The sequence below is a fragment of the Pseudomonas sp. NY11955 genome (assembly GCF_048068035.1).
Lineage (GTDB): Bacteria > Pseudomonadota > Gammaproteobacteria > Pseudomonadales > Pseudomonadaceae > Aquipseudomonas.
In genome coordinates this window covers 322316-345295 of the sequence record NZ_JBLUPS010000001.1, presented here as the reverse complement: position 1 = coordinate 345295, position 22980 = coordinate 322316, and the positions used below count along the sequence as shown (strand labels likewise).

20 protein-coding genes and 1 pseudogene are annotated in these 22980 nt (G+C 62.4%); 11 read left to right on the top strand and 10 right to left on the bottom strand.

Annotated elements, in window-relative coordinates:
• Positions 1–7 precede the first annotated feature (7 nt).
• The 7 genes from ACNFBR_RS01540 (at position 8) to ACNFBR_RS01510 (ending at position 6231) form a co-directional block, all read left to right on the top strand.
• On the top strand, positions 8–1171 hold the full coding sequence (locus ACNFBR_RS01540; RefSeq protein WP_416733399.1) for a phosphoglycerate kinase: 1164 nt from the start codon (positions 8–10) through the stop codon (positions 1169–1171).
• On the top strand, positions 1171–1422 hold the full coding sequence (locus tag ACNFBR_RS01535) for a hypothetical protein (RefSeq protein WP_416733398.1): 252 nt from the start codon (positions 1171–1173) through the stop codon (positions 1420–1422). The genes ACNFBR_RS01540 and ACNFBR_RS01535 overlap by 1 nt, the downstream gene beginning before the upstream one ends.
• A gap of 63 nt (positions 1423–1485) precedes the next feature.
• Entirely contained in the window at positions 1486–1815 is a 330-nt protein-coding gene (locus ACNFBR_RS01530) for an MliC family protein (protein WP_416733397.1), read from the top strand.
• Between the two features lie 100 nt (positions 1816–1915).
• Complete coding sequence (fba, locus tag ACNFBR_RS01525) at positions 1916–2980, top strand: class II fructose-bisphosphate aldolase (RefSeq protein ID WP_012274520.1); 1065 nt, start codon at positions 1916–1918, stop codon at positions 2978–2980.
• Between the two features lie 275 nt (positions 2981–3255).
• On the top strand, positions 3256–5382 hold the full coding sequence (locus ACNFBR_RS01520; protein WP_416733396.1) for a putative bifunctional diguanylate cyclase/phosphodiesterase: 2127 nt from the start codon (positions 3256–3258) through the stop codon (positions 5380–5382).
• A 39-nt stretch (positions 5383–5421) separates the two neighbouring features.
• On the top strand, positions 5422–5922 hold the full coding sequence (locus ACNFBR_RS01515) for a M48 family metallopeptidase (RefSeq protein WP_416733395.1): 501 nt from the start codon (positions 5422–5424) through the stop codon (positions 5920–5922).
• Positions 5923–5934: 12 nt separating this feature from the next.
• Complete coding sequence (locus ACNFBR_RS01510) at positions 5935–6231, top strand: winged helix-turn-helix domain-containing protein (RefSeq protein WP_003249396.1); 297 nt, start codon at positions 5935–5937, stop codon at positions 6229–6231.
• Between the two features lie 109 nt (positions 6232–6340).
• Here ACNFBR_RS01510 and ACNFBR_RS01505 read toward each other — a convergent pair whose 3' ends face one another.
• Complete coding sequence (locus tag ACNFBR_RS01505; RefSeq protein ID WP_416733394.1) at positions 6341–6793, bottom strand: GNAT family N-acetyltransferase; 453 nt, start codon at positions 6791–6793, stop codon at positions 6341–6343.
• Between the two features lie 154 nt (positions 6794–6947).
• Here ACNFBR_RS01505 and ACNFBR_RS01500 point away from each other — a divergent pair, with 154 nt between their 5' ends.
• Positions 6948–7685, top strand: coding sequence for a substrate-binding periplasmic protein (locus ACNFBR_RS01500; protein WP_416733393.1), 738 nt, complete (start codon positions 6948–6950; stop codon positions 7683–7685).
• A gap of 68 nt (positions 7686–7753) precedes the next feature.
• Here ACNFBR_RS01500 and yccS read toward each other — a convergent pair whose 3' ends face one another.
• From yccS to ACNFBR_RS01465, 7 genes are all read right to left on the bottom strand, one after another.
• Positions 7754–9937: a YccS family putative transporter gene (gene yccS, locus ACNFBR_RS01495; RefSeq protein ID WP_416733392.1), complete on the bottom strand. Its 2184-nt coding sequence runs from the start codon at positions 9935–9937 to the stop codon at positions 7754–7756.
• Positions 9938–10020: 83 nt separating this feature from the next.
• Positions 10021–11202 (bottom strand): NAD(P)/FAD-dependent oxidoreductase, encoded by a 1182-nt coding sequence (locus tag ACNFBR_RS01490; RefSeq protein WP_416733391.1) that lies wholly within the window; start codon positions 11200–11202, stop codon positions 10021–10023.
• 136 nt (positions 11203–11338) lie between these two features.
• A complete protein-coding gene (dbpA, locus tag ACNFBR_RS01485) occupies positions 11339–12676 on the bottom strand; it encodes an ATP-dependent RNA helicase DbpA (RefSeq protein ID WP_416733605.1) in 1338 nt (445 codons plus the stop codon).
• A gap of 112 nt (positions 12677–12788) precedes the next feature.
• Positions 12789–14216 (bottom strand): multidrug transporter subunit MdtD, encoded by a 1428-nt coding sequence (gene mdtD / locus ACNFBR_RS01480; protein WP_416733390.1) that lies wholly within the window; start codon positions 14214–14216, stop codon positions 12789–12791.
• A gap of 157 nt (positions 14217–14373) precedes the next feature.
• Positions 14374–15693: a TldD/PmbA family protein gene (locus ACNFBR_RS01475; RefSeq protein ID WP_416733389.1), complete on the bottom strand. Its 1320-nt coding sequence runs from the start codon at positions 15691–15693 to the stop codon at positions 14374–14376.
• Positions 15693–17135, bottom strand: a complete 1443-nt coding sequence (locus ACNFBR_RS01470) for a TldD/PmbA family protein (protein WP_416733388.1) — start codon at positions 17133–17135, stop codon at positions 15693–15695. Before ACNFBR_RS01470 ends, ACNFBR_RS01475 begins: the two co-directional genes overlap by 1 nt.
• Positions 17136–17166: 31 nt before the next feature.
• A complete protein-coding gene (locus ACNFBR_RS01465; RefSeq protein ID WP_416733387.1) occupies positions 17167–18969 on the bottom strand; it encodes an acyl-CoA dehydrogenase in 1803 nt (600 codons plus the stop codon).
• A gap of 731 nt (positions 18970–19700) precedes the next feature.
• Between ACNFBR_RS01465 and ACNFBR_RS01460 the strand changes: the two genes are divergently transcribed.
• Complete coding sequence (locus ACNFBR_RS01460) at positions 19701–19943, top strand: hypothetical protein (protein ID WP_416733604.1); 243 nt, start codon at positions 19701–19703, stop codon at positions 19941–19943.
• A gap of 155 nt (positions 19944–20098) precedes the next feature.
• Positions 20099–20362 (top strand): DUF3077 domain-containing protein, encoded by a 264-nt coding sequence (locus ACNFBR_RS01455; RefSeq protein ID WP_416733386.1) that lies wholly within the window; start codon positions 20099–20101, stop codon positions 20360–20362.
• Between the two features lie 308 nt (positions 20363–20670).
• On the opposite strand, the pseudogene ACNFBR_RS01450 reads toward ACNFBR_RS01455, so the two are convergent.
• Positions 20671–20769 (bottom strand): annotated as a pseudogene (locus tag ACNFBR_RS01450) (hypothetical protein); the annotation flags it as partial.
• Between the two features lie 353 nt (positions 20770–21122).
• Positions 21123–21614 (bottom strand): hypothetical protein, encoded by a 492-nt coding sequence (locus ACNFBR_RS01445; protein WP_416733385.1) that lies wholly within the window; start codon positions 21612–21614, stop codon positions 21123–21125.
• Positions 21615–22225: 611 nt separating this feature from the next.
• On the opposite strand from ACNFBR_RS01445, the gene ACNFBR_RS01440 reads away from it, so the two are divergent.
• Positions 22226–22786: a hypothetical protein gene (locus tag ACNFBR_RS01440; RefSeq protein ID WP_416733384.1), complete on the top strand. Its 561-nt coding sequence runs from the start codon at positions 22226–22228 to the stop codon at positions 22784–22786.
• Positions 22787–22980: the final 194 nt, after the last annotated feature.

Below are 22980 nucleotides of genomic sequence, written 5' to 3'. Positions count from 1 at the left end.
TGCATTCATGACCGTGTTGAAGATGACCGACCTCGACCTGCAAGGTAAGCGCGTACTGATCCGCGAAGACCTCAACGTGCCTGTGAAGGACGGTGTGGTAACCAGCGACGCGCGTATCCTGGCAGCGCTGCCGACCATCAAGCTGGCCCTGGAGAAGGGCGCGGCGGTAATGGTCTGCTCGCACCTGGGCCGCCCAACCGAAGGCGAGTTCTCTGCCGAGAACAGCCTCAAGCCGGTCGCCGACTACCTGAGCAACGCCCTGGGCCGTGATGTGCCGCTGGTTGCCGACTACCTGGACGGTGTCGAGGTCAAGGCCGGTGACCTGGTGCTGTTCGAGAACGTTCGCTTCAACAAAGGCGAGAAAAAGAACGCTGACGAACTGGCGCAGAAGTACGCAGCCCTGTGCGATGTGTTCGTCATGGACGCTTTCGGCACCGCGCACCGCGCCGAAGGCTCGACCCATGGCGTAGCCAAGTTCGCCAAGGTCGCGGCTGCCGGCCCGCTGCTGGCCGCCGAGCTGGATGCCCTGGGCAAGGCCCTGAAGGCCCCGGCCAAACCGATGGCGGCGATCGTTGCCGGCTCCAAGGTGTCCACCAAGCTGGACGTGCTGAACAGCTTGAGCAGCGTCTGCGACCAGCTGATCGTCGGCGGCGGCATCGCCAACACCTTCCTGGCCGCGGCTGGCCACCCGGTGGGCAAGTCGCTGTACGAGCCTGATCTGGTCGACACCGCAAAAGCCATCGCTGCCAAGGTCAGCGTACCGCTGCCGGTCGACGTGGTGGTCGCCAAGGAATTCGCCGAAACTGCCGAAGCCACCGTCAAGGCCATCGCCGACGTTGCCGCCGACGACATGATCCTGGACATTGGCCCGCAAACCGCGGCCAACTTCGCCGAGCTGCTGAAGTCGTCCAAGACCATTTTGTGGAACGGCCCGGTCGGTGTGTTCGAATTCGACCAGTTCGGCAACGGCACCAAGGTGCTGGCCAAGGCCATCGCTGACAGCGCCGCGTTCTCCATCGCCGGTGGCGGTGACACCCTGGCAGCCATCGACAAATATGGCGTCAGCAAGGAAATCTCCTACATTTCTACCGGTGGTGGTGCCTTCCTCGAGTTCGTCGAAGGCAAGGTCCTGCCAGCGGTGGCAATCCTGGAAGAGCGGGCCAAGGCCTGATGACGTCGGCGCTTGGCAAAGGGAGTGGCCTGATGGTCAAGCAATTGCCTGTGATGCTGCTGGCTGGCCTGTTGAGTGCCTGCTCCGGCAGCCCGGCCTCCGATGGCGACCCGGCGCAACCGCCCAAGGGCGGTTGCTACCAGTCCGAGTGGCAGGCCGAAACCGTGCCGGTCATCAGCAAGCGCGTGGGCCCGGAAGGCCTGGAAAAGTACGACGAAGACCACCAGCGCAAGGCGCCGGGCTGCCCTTGAACCCGGCGTTTCGTCGGCTCAGGCAACCAAGCGACCGCTGTGTGGTCAGCTAGAGGATATGCAATGAAAGCGCTTTTGGCCGTGACGGCCCTGGCGACACTGGCAGGATGCTCACTGCTAAAGCCGGCGCAACCGGCCCCGGCAGACAACTGGACCCGTTGGGTCTGCGACACCCAGGCCGAAGTGCTGTGGCGCTTCGCCGATGCACAACGCGACCAGGTCGATGTGCGCCTAGGCGGCGGTGACCAGGTCTACCGGCTCAAGTCCGAGCCGGGTGCCTCGGGCGCGCTGTACAGCGATGGCATGCTGGCCTTCCACACCAAGGGCGAAGAAGGCCTGGTGTACTGGGTGGTAACCAACGATCTGATTGGGCGGGGCTGCAAGGCACCGTGACTGGCCGGGCCGCGAGGGTGGCCCACACTACTTGAACAGCAACCGCCCCTGCGGCAGGCTTGCACGAAACAAACGACGCTTGTCGGGAGAGAGATACACAATGGCACTCATTAGCATGCGCCAGATGCTGGACCACGCCGCCGAGTTCGGTTACGGCGTACCAGCTTTCAACGTCAACAACCTCGAGCAGATGCGCGCCATCATGGAAGCGGCCGACAAGACCGACTCCCCGGTGATCGTCCAGGCTTCGGCCGGTGCCCGCAAATACGCCGGCGCCCCGTTCCTGCGCCACCTGATCTTGGCTGCCATCGAAGAGTTCCCACACATCCCGGTGTGCATGCACCAGGACCACGGCACCAGCCCTGACGTCTGCCAGCGCTCGATCCAGCTGGGCTTCAGCTCGGTGATGATGGACGGCTCGCTGGGTGAAGACGGCAAGACCCCGACCGACTACGAGTACAACGTCCGCGTTACCCAGCAGACCGTTGCCATGGCGCACGCTTGCGGCGTTTCGGTAGAAGGCGAGCTGGGTTGCCTGGGTTCGCTGGAAACCGGCATGGCCGGTGAAGAAGACGGCATCGGTGCTGAAGGCGTGCTGGACCACAGCCAGATGCTGACCGACCCGGAAGAAGCCGCCGACTTCGTCAAGAAGACCCAGGTCGACGCCCTGGCGATCGCCATCGGTACCAGCCATGGTGCCTACAAGTTCACCAAGCCCCCTACCGGTGACGTGCTGGCCATCGACCGCATCAAGGAAATCCACAAGCGCATCCCCAACACCCACCTGGTGATGCACGGTTCGTCCTCGGTACCGCAAGAGTGGCTGGCGATCATCAACCAGTACGGCGGCGACATCAAGGAAACCTACGGCGTACCGGTTGAAGAGATCGTCGAAGGCATCAAGTACGGCGTGCGCAAGGTCAACATCGACACCGACCTGCGTCTGGCCTCTACCGGTGCCATGCGCCGCCTGATGGCGACCAACCCGAGCGAGTTCGACCCGCGCAAGTTCTTCGGTGAAACCGTCAAGGCCATGCGCGACGTGTGCATCGCCCGTTACGAAGCCTTCGGCACCGCTGGCAATGCCTCGAAGATCAAGCCGATCTCCCTGGAAGGCATGTACCAGCGTTACCTGAAAGGTGAGTTGGCCGCCAAGGTCAACTGATCCACAGGCAGCCCTGAAAAACCCGCAGCGATGCGGGTTTTTTCATGGGCGATGGAAAGTGCCATTCGTGCTGGCTTCTTCGCGGGCATGCCCGCTCCCACGGAACTGCTGTGGGCGCGGGGTATGTATATTTCCGGGCAGAGCGACCGTTAGTCGGCTAACGTACAGTTGAACCACTGATAGCGTTCTGATTGCATTGCGTGTCGCAGCCTCGGGTCTAGAGTACTAATGGATCCAACCGTATTTTGCAGTCGGTCACAAAACAGAGATGCAGCATGGATGGCGCTCACCCTCAACCACAGCCACTGGATGGCAGCTCGGTTCTACTGGTGGTAGATGACTACCCCGAGAACCTCATCAGCATGCGGGCCTTGCTGGCCCGGCAGGATTGGCAAGTGTTGACGGCAAGTTCGGGGATGGAAGCCTTGAGCGCGTTGCTGGAACACGAAGTCGACCTGGTGTTGCTGGATGTGCAGATGCCGGAAATGGATGGCTTTGAAGTCGCCCGGCTGATGCGCGGCAGCCAGCGTACCCGGCTGACCCCGATCATTTTCCTTACCGCCAACGAACAGTCCGAAGCTGCCGTGCTCAAAGGCTACGCCAGCGGTGCCGTGGACTACATGTTCAAACCGTTCGACCCGCAAATTCTCAAGCCCAAGGTCCAGGCGCTGCTCGACCAGCAGCGCAACCGGCGCATGCTGCAGCAGCTGAGCCGCGAGCTGGAAGCGGCCAGGGCCTTCAATGCATCGATCCTGGAAAATGCCGCCGAGGGCATTCTGGTCGTGGATGCCCAAGGCCTCATCAGCTTTGCCAACCCGGCCATTTCGCGCTTGCTGGCGGCACCGGTGCAGCAGTTGCAGGGCAGTCACCTGCTCGACCTGGTGCAACTGGCCAGTGCCAGCCTGTGGCGTGAATCGGACTTCTACCAGGCTTATCTGGGGCGACGGATTTTCCGTGTACACGATGCCCAGCTGCGTACCAAAGGGGGCGATCTGGTGCCGGTGGCGTTGTCCTGCGCGCCATTACCGGCCGACCAGCAGGCCATGGTGGTGACCGTGCTGGACATGTCGGTGGTGCGCAACCTGCACCAGCAACTGGAATACCAGGCCGTTACCGACCCGCTCACCGGTCTGCTCAACCGCCGTGGTTTCTACCAGGCCGCCGAAGGTGCGCTGTTGCGCAACGAGCGTTCGGACAAGGCGCAGGCGCTGATGTACATGGACCTGGACGGCTTCAAGCGTATCAACGATTCGCTCGGCCACGACGCCGGCGACCGGGTGCTGCGCTGGGTGGCCGAGCAGCTCAAGGACTGCCTGGGCAGTGAGGCCTTGCTGGCGCGCATGGGCGGCGATGAGTTCACCGCACTGTTCGACAGCTTGCCCTACCCGGAGCAAGCCGGGCGATATGCCGAACGGCTGCTTGAGCGTGTTTCCATCAGCCATGAGGTAGACGGGCTGGATGTGTGTCTTGGGGTCAGCATCGGCATCGCCACCTACCCGGACTGCGGCGCAAATGTAGAAGGCCTGCTACGGGCAGCCGACGCGGCGATGTACGCGGCCAAGCAGGCCGGGCGCCAGCAGTACCGTTTCTACGACCAGGAACTCAATGGTCGGGCGCGTTCGCGGTTGATGCTCGAAGACGGCGTGCGCACGGCCATCGAGCAGCAAGATTTCACCTTGGTCTACCAGCCGCAGGTGTCCTTCAATGATGGCCGCCTGCGCGGCTTCGAAGCCCTGCTGCGCTGGCAGCACCCCAGCGTTGGCGATGTGCCGCCGGGGTTGTTCATCCCGTTGCTGGAGGAGGCGCGGCTGATCAACCGCCTGGCCAGCTGGATCTACCGCCAGGGGGCCGCTCAGCGCCAGGCCTGGTACGAACGCTTTCCCGCGGACCTTGTGCTCGGCATCAGCCTGAGCCGCGCCCAGTTCGTCATGCCGGGCCTGGTGGAAGAGCTGCGGCGGGTCATCCAGCTTTACCAGCTTGTTCCGGCACAGCTGGAGGTGGAGGTGGCGGAAACGTCGCTGATGTACAACATCGATGCGGCCGTCAAACAGATACACCGTTTGCGCGAGCTAGGGGTGCGGGTGGCATTGGACGATTTTGGCGCAGGTGACTGTTCGCTGCGCATGCTGCGAGACTTGCCGATCGACACCTTGAAGCTCGACCGCCACCTGGTGGCGCGCTTGCCCGACTCTGCCGTGGATGTCGCCCTGGTTCGCAGCGTTATCGGCTTGTGCGCCGATTACCGCATCACGGTGATCGCCGAAGGCGTGGAAACCCCGGCCCAGGCGGCCTGGCTCAAGGCCAATGGTTGCGAATACGTGCAGGGCTTTCTGGTGGCTCATCCCATGACTGCTTCGGACGCCAGTGGTTTCCCGGCGATTTTCTCCTGGCCAGGGCCATGATTGGCTAGAATCGGCATTCGTTACGCCGATTACAGCGCCATGACCGTATTACGTTACTTGCAAGCCTACCCCCCGCACCTGCAGGAGCAGGTGCGGCAGATGATCGACAGTGACCGCCTGGGTGAGTACCTGCAGCGCCGCTACCCCGACCGCCATGACGTGCAAAGCGACAAGGCGCTGTACGGCTATGCCCAGGATCTGCGTCAGCAGTACCTGCGCAGCGCGCCGAGCCTGGACAAGGTGCAGTTCGACAGCCGCCTCGACCTGACCCACCGGGCCCTGGGCCTGAACACGGCAGTGTCGCGGGTGCAGGGCGGCAAGCTCAAGGCGAAGAAGGAAATCCGCATTGCCTCGTTGTTCAAAGAGGCTGCGCCGCAGTTCTTGCGCATGATCGTGGTGCACGAGTTGGCGCACCTGCGTGAGCGCGATCACAACAAGGCGTTCTACCAGCTCTGCCAGCACATGGAGCCGGACTATCACCAACTGGAATTCGACCTGCGCGTCTACCTGACCTACCGGGAGCTGCCGGGCAATCTTTAAGGAACATGCAGCATGGAAGTGAGCAAGACCAAGAGCAGCTTCTACCGCCGCCTGTACGTGGCCTGGCTGATCGACAGCCAGACCGCGACCAGCGTGCCCGCCCTGATGGAAGCCACGGGCATGCCCCGGCGCACGGCTCAGGACACCATCGCCGCCCTGGCCGACTTGGACATCGTCTGCGAGTTCGAACAGCAGGAAGGTGCACGCAACCATGCCGGGCATTACCGCATTCATGACTGGGGCGCGATCGACAAGCAGTGGATCATTCGTCACCTGCGGCAGATCCGCGAAGTGCTGGGTTACCCCTGATCAGCTCCCTGTAGGAGCGGGCTTGCCCGCGAACACGGGCGAAGCCCGTGCCATCCACCTCAGCGCCTGCTTCGCGGGCACGCCCGCTCCCACAGTGACCCGGGTAGCATCAGCCTTTACGCATGCCGATATGCGGAATGTCATCTTCAAGATATTCCTCGCCCACCACCACAAACCCATGGCCGGCGTAGAAACCCTGCAAGTGCGCCTGCGCCGACAGATAAACCGGCACCCCCGGCCAGCAATGCTGCGCAGCTTCCAACCCCTTGAGCAGCAATGTATGACCAAGCTTCAGCCCGCGCGCCGCGGGCGCGGTCACCACCCGCCCGATCACCACGTCCCCGCCTTGTGACTGCGGGTCGAGCAGCCGCAGGTAGGCCACCAGCTTGTCTTCCTGCCAGGCCATGAGGTGCAGGGTGTCGCCGCTCAGGTCCTGGCCATCGACTTCCTGGTAGGCGCAGCGCTGCTCGACCACGAACACTTCGGTGCGTAACTGCAAAATGGCATAGAGCTGTTCCTTGCCGAGGTCGGTGTGATGCTTGCAGAGCCAGTCGATGGACATTGGCGTGGTCTCCTTGGATGGGCCTCGATCATCGCATGCTGCATGGGCTTCGGCCAAAATAGAGGCTAAATGACACTATTGGCCGCTGCCCTCGGCAACAGCTTTGTGTAATCTCATCGACAGTGTGTGCCCTCCATTGCGAAAGGACGTGAGCATGCGGCCACTGCTTTGTGTTCTGGGATTACTGGCATTGATGCTGGCAACACCCGCCCCGGGTCACGACAGGCTGCGCCTGGTGGCCGACAACTGGCCACCGTTCACCGATGCCAACATGCCGGGCGGGGGCCTGGCGACCAGCATCGTCACCACGGCACTGGCCCGTGCCGGCTACAGCAGCGGCTATGAAGAAGCGCCTTGGGCGCGAGCGCTGCTGGGGGTAGGAGAAGGGCGCTACGACGTGTTGATCAATGCCTGGTACAACGATGCACGCGCCACTATCGGGCAGTTTTCCAAAGCCTACCTGAGTAACCGCATTCGCCTGCTGCAGCGCAAGGGCGAGGCGTTTCGCTACAAGCACCAGTCCGACCTGTACCCCTACAGCATTGCTGTAGTGCGTGATTACGCCTATTCACCGGAGTTCGACAGGGATACCCGCCTGCACAAGGTGCCGGTACGCAACTTTTCTTCAGCGGTACGCATGCTGGCGGCAGGGCGCGTGAACCTGGCGGTGGAGGATGAGTATGTGGCCCGCTACAACCTGCAGCGCGAGCCGCAGGAAGTGCGTGACGGGGTGATGCTGGTGGAGCCGCCGTTGGGGGAGAACACCTTGCATATCCTGGTCAGCCTGAAACACCCGGAGCATAAGCGGATCGTCGAGCGGTTCGAGCAGGCGATTGCGGCGATGAAGGCCGATGGCAGCTATGCCCGGCTGCTGCGCCAGCATGGCTTCTGATCTCTATCTTCTGTATCGACCTCTTCGCGGGCGAGCCCGCGAAGAGGCCGATCCAGACAACCCAGAAGTCAGCTGGGTGAGCCTTCCTTGATCAGGTGCGCCGCCAAGGTCCTCAATGGCCCCAACTGCCGGCAAATCAACGCCAGCTGCGTCTGCACCAACCGCTGATGTTCATCCAACTCGTCCGGCATCTGCTCCAGGGCATTGGCCAGTGCCTCTTCGGCATCGCTGTGAATCGCCACCGGCAGCCGCGCCGCCAAACCGTTGGCGATCTCGTCCAGGCTGCTGGCCAGGCTTTGCCCGGCACCTTCGATCAACTGCTCCTGCACCTGCGCCGGCAACGCCGTGTCGCGGTGCGCGCCTAGCCCCGAGAGGTAACTGAGCAAGGTGTGCGACAGCACCAGGAAGCGGAAGCCAACGTCGGCCTCCTTACGAAAATGCCCCGGCTCCATCAGCATGTTGGCCAAGGTGGTGGACAGCGCCGCGTCGGCGTTGTGAGCATTGCGCCGGGCCAGGCGGTAGGCCAGGTCGTCACGCTTGCCATGGGCATATTGCTGCATGATCTGGCGCAGGTACACGCTGGCGCAGGCCAGGGTATTGGCCAGCGCCTTGTTCAACCGCCGCCCTTGCCAGTCAGGCAGGAACAGGAACACCGCAAGGATGGCAATCAGGCTGCCCACCAAGGTATCGAACAGGCGTGGCAGGAACAGGCCGTAGCCATCGCCGATCTGGTTGAAGCAGAACAGCACCATCAGGGTGATCGCCGCCGTGGCCAGGGTGTAACGGGTGGTACGGTTGACGAAGAACACCACACCGGCAACCACGGCGAACAACGACTGGATGACCGGGTTGGGGAACAGGTCGAACAAAGCCCAGCCCACCGTCAGTCCGACGGCGGTGCCAAAGATACGCTGCACCAGCTTACGCCGGGTTGCACCGTAGTTGGGCTGGCACACGAACAGCGTGGTGAGGATGATCCAATAGCCTTGGGTCGGGTGAATCAGGTGCACCATGCCGTAGCCGACCGACAGCGCCAGCGGCAGGCGCAAGGCATGGCGAAACAGCAGCGAGGTCGGTGTGAGCTGGGTGCGCAGGCGCGTCCACACGTCTTTCAGCGAACGTGGCGAGCGGTCGAGCAGGCTGCTGTCGCTGGCATCGGCCAGGCTGTCCGGGTTGCTGGCGGCACTGAGCAGGCGGTCCAGTGTCGCCAGGTTGGCGGCCAACGCTCGCAACGAACGCAACAGCCCGCGCCAGGCCGGATTGCTCTGAATGCGCAGGTGCTCAAGCGAAGCGTTGAGGTCCTCGAGGGCTTCGGGATAGCCGCTGGCCAGCACGAACGGCTGACGCAGGCGGATCGAGCGGGCCAGCTCTTGGCAGGACGAACCCTGCTTACGCAACAGGCGCTGGCAGCGGAACATCACATCACTGTGGAAAAACGCCTCGGTCAGGGCGTTGTAGGGGTAGTGCGAGGCACTGACCCGCTCGTGAATGTCCTGGGCCAGGAAGTACAGCTTGAGGTAGCGGCTGACCTTCGAGTTCGGTTGGCTGTTGCCCACGCGGTGCAGGATGATTTCCTTGGCGGCGTTCAGCGCGGCTACCACCTTGCCGTTCTGCTGGGCCAGCTCCAGGCGGCTGGCCTCGACGTCGAGAGTGCGCACGGGTTCGAACAGGCTGGCCTTGAGCTTGAGGTAGCTGCCCAGTTCGAAAAACAGTTTGGCCAGGCTCTGCTGCACCGGCTGGTTGGAGAACAAAGCCTGCCACAACACTGAAAGCAGCCCGTACCACGCCGCGCCCGCCACCAGCAGCAACGGCTCGTGCCAGAAGTCCGTCACTTGGCCGCCGCGTTGGTCCACACCGATCATGGTGTAAACCGCCGTGATCAGTGTCGCCGAGGCAATCGCACCATAGCGCTCGCCCAAGGCGCCGAGCATGGTCAGGCCGAACGCCGCCAAGGCCAGGGCAATGGCAAAAAACCAGGGGTAGGGGAACAGCAACTCGACGGCCAGTGCGGCGATGGCGAAACACACCAGGGTAACGGCCAGGGCGCTGAGGCGGCCCTGCCAGCTGTCGTCGGTTTCGGCCAGGGCGCTGGCGATGATGCCGAGGAACAGTGGAATCAGCAGGGCCATCTCGTTCTGGTACCAGCACAGGGCCAGGCTGCCGGTAAGGGCGATGGTGACCCGGATGCTGTAGCTGAACTTGTCTTGGCCCCACAGGCGACGCAGTGACTGACGGAACGAGCTCGATGACATGATGGCCTGCTAGGCAGTGAGCGAAGAATGCAGTGCAGCACGGGCCAGCAAGAAGCGTTCCGTGCTGCTGAATGGATTCTACTCTACACGAACTGCGCTGCGGCGTTGGCCGATGCCCAAGCCCACTGGAAGTTGAAACCGCCCAGGTGGCCGGTAACGTCCAGCACTTCCCCGATGAAATACAGCCCAGGGCTTTTCAGCGATTCCATGGTCTTGGACGACACTTCGCGGGTATCCACGCCGCCCAAGGTCACTTCGGCGGTGCGGTAGCCTTCGGTGCCGGCCGGCACCACCTGCCAGTTCGCCAGTTTTTCGGCGATGTGTGCCAGTTCCGCCGGGGTGTACTGCTTCATCGGCTTGGACTCGAACCACTGCTCGGCCAGCAGGTTGGCCAGCTTGCGGGTGAACACTTCGCCCAATACGGTCTTGAGTTCGGCGTTGGCGCGTTCGGCCTGCATCTGTTGCAGCCAGGTCAGCGCATCGCGGTCGGGCAGCAGGTTGATCTCGACCGTGTCACCGGCCTCCCAGAACGACGATATCTGCAGGATCGCCGGGCCGCTCAGGCCGCGGTGGGTGAACAGCAGGTTCTCGCGGAAGCTGGTGCCGTTGCAGCTGGCGGTGCAATCCAGCGAGGTGCCGGACAACTCGGTGCACAGTGCCTTGAGTTGGGGCTCGGTGATGGTGAACGGCACCAGCCCGGCGCGGGTCGGCAGCAGGGTGTGGCCGAACTGGCGGGCCACCTGGTAGCCGAAACCGGTGGCGCCCAGGGTCGGGATCGACAGGCCGCCGGTGGCGATTACCAGCGACTGGCAGGCGAACTGGCCGCCGCTGGTCTGCAGCAGGTAGCCGGTTTCGGTCTTCTCGATCTGTTCGATGCTGGTGTGCATGCGGATCTCGGCGCCGGCCTCGTCGCATTCGGCCAGCAGCATGTCGAGGATGTCGCTGGCCTTGTTGTCGCAGAACAGCTGGCCGAGCTTCTTCTCGTGGTACGCCACGCCGTGCTTGCACACCAGTTCGATGAAGTCCCACTGGGTGTAGCGGGCCAGGGCCGACTTGCAGAAATGCGCATTCTGCGACAGGAAGTTGGCTGGCTCGGTGTACATGTTGGTGAAGTTGCAGCGCCCGCCGCCGGACATGAGGATCTTCTTGCCTGGCTTGTTGGCGTGGTCGAGCAGCAGTACTCGGCGGCCACGGCGGGCGCTGAGCTGGGCGCACATCAGGCCAGCGGCGCCGGCGCCGAGGATGATCACGTCGGTGGAGTGCACGGTGTTACCTCTTCAGAATTGCCGGGGCTGCTTTGCAGCCCTTTCGCGGCACAAGGCCGCTCCTACAGGAGATGCGCGATCCCTTGTAGGAGCGGCCTTGTGCCGCGAAAGGGCCGCAAAACAGCCCCAAAATAGGTCAGACGATACGGACTTTCAGGGCGCGGCCCTTGATCTTGCCGCTGTTCAGCCGCTGCATGGCCTGCTTGGCCAGCGCGCGCTCCACGGCAACGAACGCCTGGAAGTCGAAGATGGCGATCTTGCCCACCTGCTTGCCTGGGATGCCGGCATCACCGGTCAGTGCCCCCAGGATGTCACCCGGGCGCAGCTTGTCCTTGCGGCCAGCGGCGATGCACAGCGTGGTCATCACCGGCAGCAGCGGCTCGCCGCCCTTGCTTTTCAGGCTGTCCAGCTGGTCCCAGCGCAGTGGGCTCTTCTGCAAGGTTTCGATGGCCTGGGCACGGTGGCCTTCGGCCGGTGCCACCAGGCTGACCGCGATCCCTTTCTCGCCGGCACGGCCAGTACGGCCCACGCGGTGCACGTGGATTTCCGCATCACGCGCCAGCTCCACGTTGATGACCATGTCCAGGCCATCGATGTCCAGGCCACGGGCGGCCACGTCGGTCGCCACCAGCACCGAGCTGCTGCGGTTGGCGAACATGGTCAGCACCTGGTCACGGTCGCGCTGCTCCAGGTCGCCGTGCAGGGCCTGGGCGACGATGCCCTTGGCGGTCAGGTGGGCAACCACGTCCTCGCACTGCTGCTTGGTGAAGCAGAACGCCACGCAGGACTGCGGGCGATAGTGGCCGAGCACACGGGTGACAGCCTCCAGGCGCTGCTGCGGGTCGATCTCGATGAAACGCTGTTCGATCTGGTTGTCGGTGTGCAAGCTCTCGACCTTGACCTGCTGCGGGTTGCGCATGAAGTCGGCGGCCAGTTGCTTGATGCCCGCCGGGTAGGTGGCCGAGAACAGCAGGGTCTGGCGGCGCGACGGGGTCTTGCCGATGATGCTGGCGATGGCATCGAAGAAGCCCATGTCGAGCATGCGGTCGGCTTCGTCGAGTACCAAGGTGTTCAGGCCGTCGAGTACCAGGGTGCCTTTGTCCAGGTGCTGCTGGATGCGCCCGGGGGTGCCGACGATGATGTGCGCACCGTGCTCCAGCGAAGCGATTTGCGGGCCCAGCGAAACGCCGCCGCACAGGGTCAGGATCTTGATGTTGTCCTCGGCGCGGGCCAGGCGGCGCAGCTCCTTGGCCACCTGGTCGGCGAGCTCGCGGGTAGGGCACAGCACCAATGCCTGGCAGCCGAAGTAGCGCGGGTTGATCGGGTTGAGCAGGCCGATGCCGAAGGCGGCGGTCTTGCCGCTGCCGGTCTTGGCCTGGGCGATCAGGTCCTGGCCTTTGAGGATGACCGGCAGGCTCTGGGCCTGGATCGGCGTCATCGAGGCATAGCCGAGGGCGTCCAGGTTGGCCAGCATGGCGGTGGACAGCGGCAAGGTGGCAAAGGCGGTGGATTCGGTGGTCACGAGGCGGGCCTGCGGTGCGAAGCGAAAAATGCCGCACAGTCTACCAGCCTCGTGGCCATTCGCCCTACGACTCCATGTGTTGTTCCGGACGACGGGCACGCCTTCCGTCCGTCGGCGCCAGTTGCAGGAAGATCGCCGCCGCCAGCATGGCCATCACGCCGATGGTGACGAAGGTCAGTTGGAATGCGCCAAGGGTGGATTCCACGCCTTCGGCACTGCCTGCCGCGGTAAAGCCGCCGAGCAGTGCGCCGGCACAGGCCACGCCCAGGCTCAGCGCCAGTTGCGCGACCACCGACAGCAAGCTGTTGCCACTGCTGGCGCTGGCGTCGTCGAGGTCGATCAACGTCACTGTGTTCATGGCCGTGAACTGCATGGAGTTGACCGCGCCGAGCAGCCCCAGCTGGATCAGCAGCACGGCGTAGGGCGTTTGCTCGTCGACCAGGCCGAGGCTGGCCAGCAGCAGGCCCAGCAGCAACGTGTTGCCGGTGAGGATGATGCGGTAACCGAACCGTTCGATCAGCGGCCTGGCGATGGACTTGGCGAGCATGGCCGCCGCCGCCAGCGGGATCATGCTCATGCCGGCCTGGGCCGGTGAATAGCCCAGCGCCACCTGCAGTAGCAACGGCACCAAAAAGGGCAGGGCGCCGCTACCCAAGCGGGCGAACAGGTTGCCGAGGATGCCGATGGCGAAGGTGCGCACACGGAACAGGCTGGGCGAGAACAACGGCTCCGGGTCGCGCCCGGCACGCAGCCAGTAGGCGGCCAGGCAGGCCATGCCGGCGAACAGCAGCAACATGACCCGCAGGTGCGGCAGGTGCAACTCGCCCAGGCCTTCCATGGCGATGGTGATCAGTACCATCGCTGCGCCAAACAGCAGGAAACCGGGGCCGTCGAACGTGGTGCGTTCGGCGCCGCGCAGGTCCGGGATGAACTTCCAGACGGCAATGCAGCCAAGCAGGCCAACCGGCAGGTTGAGCAGGAAGATCCAGTGCCAGCTGAGGATTTCCACCAACCAGCCGCCGACCGTTGGGCCCAGCAAGGGGCCCAGCAGGCCAGGGATGGTGATGAAGCTCATGATCCGCACCAATTCGCTGCGCGGGTAGGCGCGCAGTACCACCAGTCGGCCGACCGGTAGCATCAGCGCACCGCCCAGGCCCTGTACCACGCGGGCGAAGATCAGGAAACCAAGGCTGTTGGCCGCGGCGCACAGCAACGAGCCGAAGCTGAACAGCAGGATGGCGCTGAAGAAGATGCGCTTGGTGCCGAAGCGGTCGGCGATCCAGCCCGAGGCGGGGATCAACAGGGCCACGGTGAGCATGTAGGCGATGATCACGCCCTGCATGCGCAGCGGGTCTTCGGCCAGCGAGCGGGCCATGGCCGGCAGCGCGGTGTTGAGGATGGTGCCGTCCAGGGACTGCATGAAGAAGGCGATGGCCACCACCCAAGGGATCCAGCGGGCGGTGACGGGGTCCAGCGGAGTGCGTTCGGGCATGACTTCCTCGTTTGTCAGTGCCGGCCTCTTCGCGGTTGTAGGAGCAGCCTTGTGCTGCGAAGAGGCCGGCAAGGCCAAAGATTATCTTCAGCCGCAATGGCCTCTTCGCAGCACAAGGCTGCTCCTACAGCAACCGCGAAAGGGCCGGCAAGTCCGGTCACAATGTCAGGGTCAGGCCTTTGACCAGCGCCCCCGGCAAATGACTCGACCCGGTACTGCGCTGTCCATAGGTACTGGTCGACAGGATCATCTCGCGCTCGCGGGTCAGGTCCTCCAGCTGGCTACCCAGCAAACTGTACAGGCTGTCATCGAAACGCATGGTGCTCACCGGCCCCTGGATCTGCCCGTCTTCCACCCAGAAAGTGGCGAAGCGGGTAAGCCCGGTCATGCGCGCCGCTGGCAGGTCGGAGTAGTTCAGGTACCACAGGTTGCTGATGTACAGGCCGGTGCCTAGGCGCTGAAGGACCTGCTCGCTGGCCAGGTTACCCGGCGCCAGGCTCAGGGCACAGGGCGACTCGTAACTGTCGGCACCATTGGCCAGCAGTTCGAATTCGGCCGCGCTGCGTGCACTGATCAACCGCTGCTGGGCCTGGCCTTGCTGGATCAGCGGCACATCCAGGCGCGGCGCACCTTCATCGGAAAACGCCGGGCTCAGCGAGCCGCTGACCTGCTCGGTGAAACTCACCAGCGGGCTCAGCCGCGCATCGCCGTTGTACAAGCGCTGCAGGGCGCTGTTGCCGGTGGCCAGGGCCTGTGCGGAAAAACCGCCCCAGCAGAGCATACCGGCGATTTCGTCCATGGCCGCAGGGGCCAGGTAGGCACGGTAGCTGCCGGGCTTGAGGGTGACTGCCGGGCGCCCGAGGAAGCCCAACTGTTCCCGCGCCTGGCGCAGGCGTGCGGTGAAGTCGTCGGGGTTCCACAGCTGGCCGGCATAGTTGGCCTTCACCGCCTGGCCGTTTTCGTGGAACAGGCTCCAGTCGAAGTTGAAGCTGTTGGCCTGGTGCCAGCCGAAGGCGCCGAACGAGCTGGCGAAGCCCCGGCAGATCGGGCCGCTGGCGTAGATACCGACCAGGTCCAGGTCACCGGCTTCGCGGTCGAGCAGGGCCAGCACTTCGTCCAGTTCGGGCAGCGGCTGCTCCTGCAGGCTGTGGCTGTGCCAGGCACTTTCGTCCAGGCGCAGGTAAGGGTCGACGGCCAGCAGCGGTAAGGTCTGGCGCAGTAGCGTCAGGGCATCGGCCAGGCGCTGGCGATCCAGTTGCACGTCGCCACTCAAGGTCACCTGCTGCTCCGCCTGGCGGCCATCGCGTACCAGCCGCAGTTGCGCACTGGCCTGGCTTACCGTGCCGGCCTGGCGCACCTTGGCATGGTTGAAACGCACGAATTGCGACTGCTCGGCGCTGTAGCCGAGGGTGAACTGCTCGCCTGCTTGCAGGGCGGCGCGCACATCCCCGACCAGGGTTTCGAAAGCGTGCTTCATCACGCATCTCCTCCGAATACGTCGATCTGGCGGAATACGCAGGCCGGCGAAGCATGGCCTACCCGTACCACCTGGTTGGGTTCGCCCTTGCCACAGTTGGGCGTGCCCAGTACCTGGAAGGTGCTACGGTCGCCGACAGCCGACAGGTTGCGCCAGAACTGCGCGGAGATGCCGCGATAGTTAGGGTTCTTGACGATACCCTTGAGTTCGCCGTTTTCAATCAACTGGCCATATTCACAGCCGAACTGGAACTTGTTACGCGCATCGTCGATGGACCAGGAACGGTTGGTACGCATCAGGATGCCGTGCTCGATGCCTTGGATCAGTTGCTCCAGGCGCTGGTCGCCCGGTTCGATGTTGAGGTTGGCCATGCGGTCGATCGGCGCACGGTTCCAGCCACAGGCGCGGCTGTTGGCCACGCCATCCAGGCCGGAGCGAAATTGCGACAGCGCGCCACCCAGCGGGCGCAGCAGCAGGCCGTCGCGGATCAGGAACTGCTTGCTGGCCGGGGTGCCGTCATCATCAAAGCTGTAGCTGGCCAGCTCTTCGCCGATGGTTGGGTCGAAGGTCACGTTCAGCAGGCTGGAGCCGTATTGCAGGTGGCCGAAGTCGCTGGCTTTGACGAAGCTGGTGCCGGCGTAGTTGCGCTCGTCGCCGAGAATGCGGTCCATCTCCAGCGGGTGGCCGATGGACTCGTGAATCTGCAGCATCATCTGGTCGGGCATCAGCAGCAGGTCGCGCGGGCCACTGGGGGTATTCGGTGCCAGAAGCAGTTGCAAGGCTTCGTCCGCAACCTGGCGGGCGGCGCCGACCAGGCCGCAGCGCTCGATGATTTCAAAACCGCCCTGTTGGCCGAAGTTGTCGCGGCCCAGGCTACGGCTCTGGCTGTCCTGGCCATCGCTGGCGGTAACGCCCAAGCCTGGGAACAGGAAGCGCTGGGCGTGGCGCAGCTCGGCGCCGGCCGAGTTCAGATAGGTTTGCTCGACCAGGCTCAGGCCCAGGCTGGCCTGCCAGTCCACCAGGCGGCTGTCCTTGGGCACGCTGGCCGATTCGGCGGCGAGCAGGCCAAGGCAGTCGGCGAGGCTTGGCACGGGCTGGTCGAAATTGGGTGAGATGTGGTCGTGGCGAGCGCTGGTCACCGGCTGCTCGCGCAGGTCCAGCAGGCTGTGCCGGGCGATCTGCCGGGCCAGCGCCTCGGCCTGCTCCAGGGCGCGCTGCAGGCCAGCCTGGGACAGGTCGGCGGTGGCTGCATAGGCCTCCACGCCATTGACCCGCACGGTGAGCATGGCGCCTTCGTCCTGGCTGAAGAGGGGTGGTTCGGCGACGTTGCGACGAACTGAAAGCGCCTGGTGCGACTGTTTCACATGGCGCAGGGAAAACAACTCGGCCGTACTGCGCAGCGCGGCGAAGCGCTGGCGCAGCAGGGCGCTGGAATCGAACATGCAAAAGCCTCCGTGTACACGGTGGCTCCCCCTAGAACCACCCGTCTTGCATGGCGAGGCAGGTATCGTCGCGCGCCTCTAGCAATGCCAGCTCATTATGGCAGCCCGGTACTTCCCAGGTCAGGAAATAACGCGCGGCCTGGAGCTTGCCGAGGTAGAAATCGCGGTCGGCAGCGTTGCCCTTTAGCAAACCAAGCTCGGCGTGAATCGCCTGCTCCAGCCAGCGCCAGCCGATCACGCAGTGGCCGAAGGCCTTGAGGTACAGGGCCGAGTTGGCCAAGGCGCCAGCGACTTTGCCTTGGGCCAGGTCGCCGAGCAGGGCCAGCGTTACGCTTTGCAGGCGGTTGACCAGTTGCTCCAGTGGCTGGCGCAGCGGGTCAAGGTGCGGGTGATGGCTGGCGCGCTCGTCTGTGTTGGCGATCAGGCGGATCAGCTGCTTGAGGCCGGCGCCATTGTTTTGCGCCAGCTTGCGGCCAAGCAAGTCGAGCGACTGGATGCCCTCGGTGCCTTCGTGGATCGGGTTCAGGCGGTTGTCGCGGTAGTACTGTTCCACCGGGTATTCGCGGGTGTAGCCGTGGCCGCCGAGAATCTGGATCGCCAGTTCGTTGGCCTTGAGGCAGAACCTCGAAGGCCAGGATTTAACGATCGGGGTCAGCAGGTCGAGCAGTTCCTGGGCCTGCTTGCGGGTGCGTTCTTCACTGGCGGTGTGGGTATCGTCGAATAGGCGGGCGGCATACAGGCCCAGGTCGAAGGCACCTTCCACATAAGCCTTTTGCGCCAGCAGCATGCGCTTTACATCGCTATGTTCGATGATCGGCACTGCTTGGCTGTGCGGGTCTTTGTTGTCCGGCAGCCGGCCCTGCGGGCGCTGTCGGGCGTATTCCAACGAGTACAGGTAGCCGGCGTAGCCCAGCATCACTGCGCCCATGCCGACGCCGATACGCGCCTCGTTCATCATTTGGAACATGCAGGCCAGGCCCTGGTGCGGCTGGCCGACCAGGTAGCCGACGCACTCGCCGTTGTCGCCGAAGTTCAGCGCGGTGGAGGTGGTGCCACGCCAGCCCATCTTGTGGAACAGGCCGGCCAGCAGCACATCGTTACGCGGGCCACGGCTGCCGTCCGGGTTGACGTTGAACTTGGGCACGATGAACAGCGAAATGCCTTTCACCCCGGGCGGGGCGTCCGGCAGCTTGGCCAGCACCATGTGCACGATGTTTTCCGACAGCTCGTGATCGCCACCGGAGATGAAGATCTTGTTGCCTTTGAGCCGGTAGCTGCCGTCGCCCGCAGGCTCGGCGCGGGTGCGGATGTCGGCCAGAGACGAGCCGGCGTGGGGCTCGGTCAGCGCCATGGTGCCGAAGTAGCGGCCCTCGATCATCGGCTGCAGGAACAGGCGCTTCTGTTCCTCTGTGCCGAAACTCTCGATCAGGTTGGCCGCGCCCATGGTCAGGAACGGGTAGGCCGTGGTGCCGGCGTTGGCGGCTTGGAAATGGGCGAAGCAGGCTTGTGATAGCAGGCTGGGCAGCTGCATGCCGCCGGCTTCGAAGTCGCGGTTGGCGTTGAGGAAGCCGGCTTCGAGGAAGGCGTCGACGGCGGGTTTTACCTCGGGGATCAGTTCTGCGTGGCCGTCGACGTAGCGTGGCTCGTTTTCGTCGGCTTTGCGGTTGTGCGGGGCGAAGTACTTTTCGGCGATGGTGCGGGCGGTGGTCAGTGCCGCGTCGAAGGTTTCGCGGCTGTGCTCGGCGAAGCGTGGGCGCTGGGTGAGGGCTTCGGCGTCGAGCACTTCGTAGAGTTCAAAGGCCAGGTTGCGGGGGCTGAGCAGGGTCTCGGGCATGGTGGCGGTCCTGAGGCGGGGTGCTGCGAGTGTAGGAGTGTGATGGGGGTGGGGACAGGTTAATAGGTTTGGGTGATATGGGTTTAGAAAGGGGGTGGGGCATGTAGGCGCTTGCCTTTTGTTTTTTGGCGCCTATGAGATCGAGCGCCGCCCGCGCGGCGCATCGCGAGCGAAGCTCGCTCCTACATTTGTTTCGGGCCAATTATTCCTGGGACATGGGCGCGCGCCCCCTTGGTGCCCACCTCGATATCGCGTTGTACAAACAAGGCGGTCGCGCGCGCCTGCCACAGGCGATACTGGCCCGAAACAGATGTGGGAGCAGCCTTGTGCTGCGAAGCGCCGCGCGGGCGGCGCTCGATCTCCCAGGCGCTGCAACTGTCGTGGGGATCACCTGCCAGCCCCGCCGCATTTGGGCCAGCATCCCAGCTGCTTTTTTAGGTTTTCACCTATTCCATGTAGTCCATTTCCGAAACATACTTCCAACCCCCTCCAAGCCATTGCGGTGTTCTGGGTAGGGCCCTAGTCTCGGGTGGTCGCTGTCAAATCAGTGACCGGCTTTGACAGGCCGCTCAGGTCGAACCGCATGGCATTGCCTTTTATGGCGGCTGTGCATGGGGCACTTCGTGTGCGCCGGGTTTTGGTTTGCCTACCGGTCTGTCAACCCATGTACAGCTGCCACCCTCTTGTTTGACAGCAGGTGTGTGGTGGCCCTTATCACTAGGTGAACCATGATGCTGAAGATAGTCCCCGATCCACCCCGTCACGCCCATTCCCTTGAAGACACCCTGATCCAAGCCGCGGACTACGCGCTATGTGCCGCGACCGTTGTGCACCAGGCCGCGCTGTTGCAGCCCAGGTCGCTGGCATCGATCCTGATGAGGACCTCGATGCATGAACTGGACGTACTGCGGGCTTTGCTTGAGTCGGCATTGATTCAGGTGCAGATGCCCGCAGGGCCCAAGACCTCGCACTAAGGCGGATTAATGTGTTGTGAGGCCTGGCCCTTTCGCGGGCACGCCCGCTCCCACAGGATCATCACAGTCCTCAAGACTTGCACAGTACCTGTGGGAGCGGGCGTGCCCGCGAAAGGGCCGGCCCAGGTGCCAGAGAAATTACAGGGGATTGAACAATGACAATAGAAGACACCCAGCTCACGGTCGGCAAGACCACTTTCTACCAAGGCGAAAACGGCACGCATCCACTGTTCCGCATCGAGCCTGGCATTCCCTGTCGGGATGCCCGCGAACAATCGTCGGAGCTGATGGGCTATGTCCGCGAACTGACCATCACCGGTTTGATGGATGAGAAACCGATGATGATCTGGGCTGCACATTACCTGAGTGCGATGGCCAAGGCGCTGATGGATGATGCCGAGTTGGGCATGAAGCAGTGAGGGCTTGGCTTTCGGTTGCGTGAAGGCTGATAGGTGTTCGCCATGACATTTTCTGAGCCTATGAGATCGAGCGCCGCGCGGGCGGCGCTCGGTCTCACAGGCGAAGCAAGTGTTGTGGCAAGCACCTGGCAGCCCAACCCAATCTCAAGAAAAATCCATAAAAAAGGAGAGCCGAAGCTCTCCTTTTCTTCAACAACCCTCAGCCTCAGCCAATGGTCATCAAGCTGGCGTTACCACCCGCCGCCGCAGTGTTCACACTCACCGCCCACTCGATCACCGCCCGCTCCAACGTGGTCAGCTTGACGTAGGCGGTTGTGCGGGGCGAAGCATTTTTTGGCGATGGTGCAGGCGGTGGTCAGTGCCGCGTCGAAGCTTTCGCGGCTGTACTCGTCGAAGTGCGGGCGCTGAGCAGGGTCTCGGGCATGGTGGCGGTCCTGAGGCGGGATGCTGCGAGTGTAGGTATCACCAAGTGGAGGCAGCTACCATGATTGATCCAGTTGATAGTGCGGAACACGCAGAAACATTTTTGAGTGTTCATCCCTTTGACGTCCCGTCTGTGCTTGGATAGCATTGCGATGTTGCTACAGACCGGAACCCTTGATCAGGGGGTAGCGATGCCGGGAATCAGGTGATACTGATTTCTCCCAGCCAGTGAGCGGGATTTGAAAGGCCAGGCCGATGTTCTGATATGGCAAAAGGCCCCGAAACAAATGTTTCGGGGCCTTTTTGTTTGTGGGGCTTTTAGGAGGTTAATCAGCTACTAAACTATCAATCCGTCATTGCGCTTTTCCAGCACGTAACGAACATTAAAAAGTTGGCCTTTAGGCATGCTCGCCCGCCCCCATGGATCTATCTCATAGGCTGATATCACATTCACCCTGAGGTAGTCTTTTGTGTTAGCTAGTTTACGGATTTCAAAAAATATCGCGTAATCAAAAGTGTCTAGGCAAAAGTAACGGCGATTATTCCTGCCCGCAAAATGTGCCCGGACCTTGGCGTCGATGAATCGGTGAGCAATGAATTCTGGTAGTTGTTTTGAGCATTCGTAGCGTCTTCTGCTGAAGCTGCGTTGCTCATTTGGTCGTGGATTGGTGAGTAGTGGGCCTTCGCCCTTGTTGTCGGTGAAGCAGTGAAATCCAAATATGAAGTCTACGCTTATGAGGCGTGAGACAGTTTTGAAGGAATGGGTGGCAGGCCGCAAGTGTGCCATACAGTGTTCCTTGCCGTTGATGATTAAGTTCTTCCAGTGCATGGCAACCACCCTTTGAGAGTGGTTATGAAAATATGCCAAGAGCTGAAGGTCAATAATTAGGCTGATCAATATTGTAGCGGGATATCTATAGGAAATTTCTTGCCTTTAAAAGGGAGTGGTATGATAGATATCTTTGTGGGTGTGCATTAGTGGGTGCTATTATCATGCCGCGCGTGGATTGCTGAAAACTATATAGGGCACGCACCTACGATCCCGTCGATTTTTAGCTGCTTTGCCTACAATCTTTTTAGGTTTTCACCTATTCCTTGTAGTCCATTTCCGAAATATACCTCCAACTCCCCTGCAAGCCACTTGGTCTCAGACGTTGCACTGGTGCTTTATTGGCGTGTCGCCTGTGCTGGCCTCTTCGCGGGTAAACCCGCTCCCACAGGATTATTTCAGTCTTCAGAATTTTTGCAGTGCCTGGAGTCGTCAGGTTGCATGAAGGCCGTCGTGTGTGTACCGCTACACACGACGATACAAACAGTGCAAGTTCATCCTACAAGCTGAAGCGGTGTTTCCCACGCAGTCTGCTAGCGCCGGACTACTGCGACTGGAGTGCCATATGGCGTTGAATGCGCATTCGTGGATTCAATGGGGAAACATTTCATATGAGCGATTTTGTAAATGGGGTCGCGGCTAATAGTAGCGCCGAACAACCGCCTTTCTTCGTCGTTTCACCAGGCAAGGTGGCTGTCATGGGCTTCTTTACCTTTGGTATTTACTGGCTTTATTGCTTTTATCAAAACTGGAAACTGCACCAAGCCAGGACCGGTGAGCAGGTAAGCCCTTTCTGGCGTTGCTTTTTTGCGATTTTCTTCATCTACCCACTGTTGAGGCGGGTGAACGACTGCATTCGTGTGTCGGGAAGGTCCAGTGACTGGTCCATTCTCGGGTTAACGCTTGTGCATTACGCTCTGGCCGTGGCCGGGGTCGTCGTCAACGCGATGCTTGAAGGGCGGCCGGCCGCTGTACTGTTGGCGTCGCTGGTGCTCCAGGCAGCGTGGGTAATGCTCTTTATCGCGATGCAGAACGGCATCAACCTCAGTGCGGGGGATATGACGGGGCAATCCAATAGCCGCCTTACGCTGGCCAACTGGCTGTGGATGCTGCCCGGGATTGGGCTTCAACTGATGATGGTGTTTGCTCTGGTTGCGATCGCAGTGGCTTGATGCCTGTCAGGCGGGGGATTTGTGGTTGGAGTTGCCTGTAGGTTGTATCAGGGCGCCGTGTGGTCGCCGATAGTTTTGTTGCGCCTATGAGATCGAGCGCCGCCCGCGCGGCGCTCGGTCTCACAGGCGAAGCAAGTATTGTGGCAAGCACCCGGCAGCCCAACCAAACCTCAAGAAAAACCCATAAAAAAGGA

Excerpts from the sequence above, each read along its gene's own strand:
- ACNFBR_RS01540 (WP_416733399.1), top strand. The coding sequence starts at position 8 with ATGACCGTGTTGAAGATGACCGACCTCGACCTGCAAGGTAAGCGCGTA.
- ACNFBR_RS01535 (WP_416733398.1), top strand. The coding sequence starts at position 1,171 with ATGACGTCGGCGCTTGGCAAAGGGAGTGGCCTGATGGTCAAGCAATTG.
- ACNFBR_RS01530 (WP_416733397.1), top strand. The coding sequence starts at position 1,486 with ATGAAAGCGCTTTTGGCCGTGACGGCCCTGGCGACACTGGCAGGATGC.
- fba (WP_012274520.1), top strand. The coding sequence starts at position 1,916 with ATGGCACTCATTAGCATGCGCCAGATGCTGGACCACGCCGCCGAGTTC.
- ACNFBR_RS01520 (WP_416733396.1), top strand. The coding sequence starts at position 3,256 with ATGGATGGCGCTCACCCTCAACCACAGCCACTGGATGGCAGCTCGGTT.
- ACNFBR_RS01515 (WP_416733395.1), top strand. The coding sequence starts at position 5,422 with ATGACCGTATTACGTTACTTGCAAGCCTACCCCCCGCACCTGCAGGAG.
- ACNFBR_RS01510 (WP_003249396.1), top strand. The coding sequence starts at position 5,935 with ATGGAAGTGAGCAAGACCAAGAGCAGCTTCTACCGCCGCCTGTACGTG.
- ACNFBR_RS01505 (WP_416733394.1), bottom strand. The coding sequence starts at position 6,793 with ATGTCCATCGACTGGCTCTGCAAGCATCACACCGACCTCGGCAAGGAA.
- ACNFBR_RS01500 (WP_416733393.1), top strand. The coding sequence starts at position 6,948 with ATGCGGCCACTGCTTTGTGTTCTGGGATTACTGGCATTGATGCTGGCA.
- yccS (WP_416733392.1), bottom strand. The coding sequence starts at position 9,937 with ATGTCATCGAGCTCGTTCCGTCAGTCACTGCGTCGCCTGTGGGGCCAA.
- dbpA (WP_416733605.1), bottom strand. The coding sequence starts at position 12,676 with ATGCTGGCCAACCTGGACGCCCTCGGCTATGCCTCGATGACGCCGATC.
- mdtD (WP_416733390.1), bottom strand. The coding sequence starts at position 14,216 with ATGCCCGAACGCACTCCGCTGGACCCCGTCACCGCCCGCTGGATCCCT.
- ACNFBR_RS01475 (WP_416733389.1), bottom strand. The coding sequence starts at position 15,693 with ATGAAGCACGCTTTCGAAACCCTGGTCGGGGATGTGCGCGCCGCCCTG.
- ACNFBR_RS01470 (WP_416733388.1), bottom strand. The coding sequence starts at position 17,135 with ATGTTCGATTCCAGCGCCCTGCTGCGCCAGCGCTTCGCCGCGCTGCGC.
- ACNFBR_RS01465 (WP_416733387.1), bottom strand. The coding sequence starts at position 18,969 with ATGCCCGAGACCCTGCTCAGCCCCCGCAACCTGGCCTTTGAACTCTAC.
- ACNFBR_RS01460 (WP_416733604.1), top strand. The coding sequence starts at position 19,701 with ATGCTGAAGATAGTCCCCGATCCACCCCGTCACGCCCATTCCCTTGAA.
- ACNFBR_RS01455 (WP_416733386.1), top strand. The coding sequence starts at position 20,099 with ATGACAATAGAAGACACCCAGCTCACGGTCGGCAAGACCACTTTCTAC.
- ACNFBR_RS01445 (WP_416733385.1), bottom strand. The coding sequence starts at position 21,614 with ATGCACTGGAAGAACTTAATCATCAACGGCAAGGAACACTGTATGGCA.
- ACNFBR_RS01440 (WP_416733384.1), top strand. The coding sequence starts at position 22,226 with ATGAGCGATTTTGTAAATGGGGTCGCGGCTAATAGTAGCGCCGAACAA.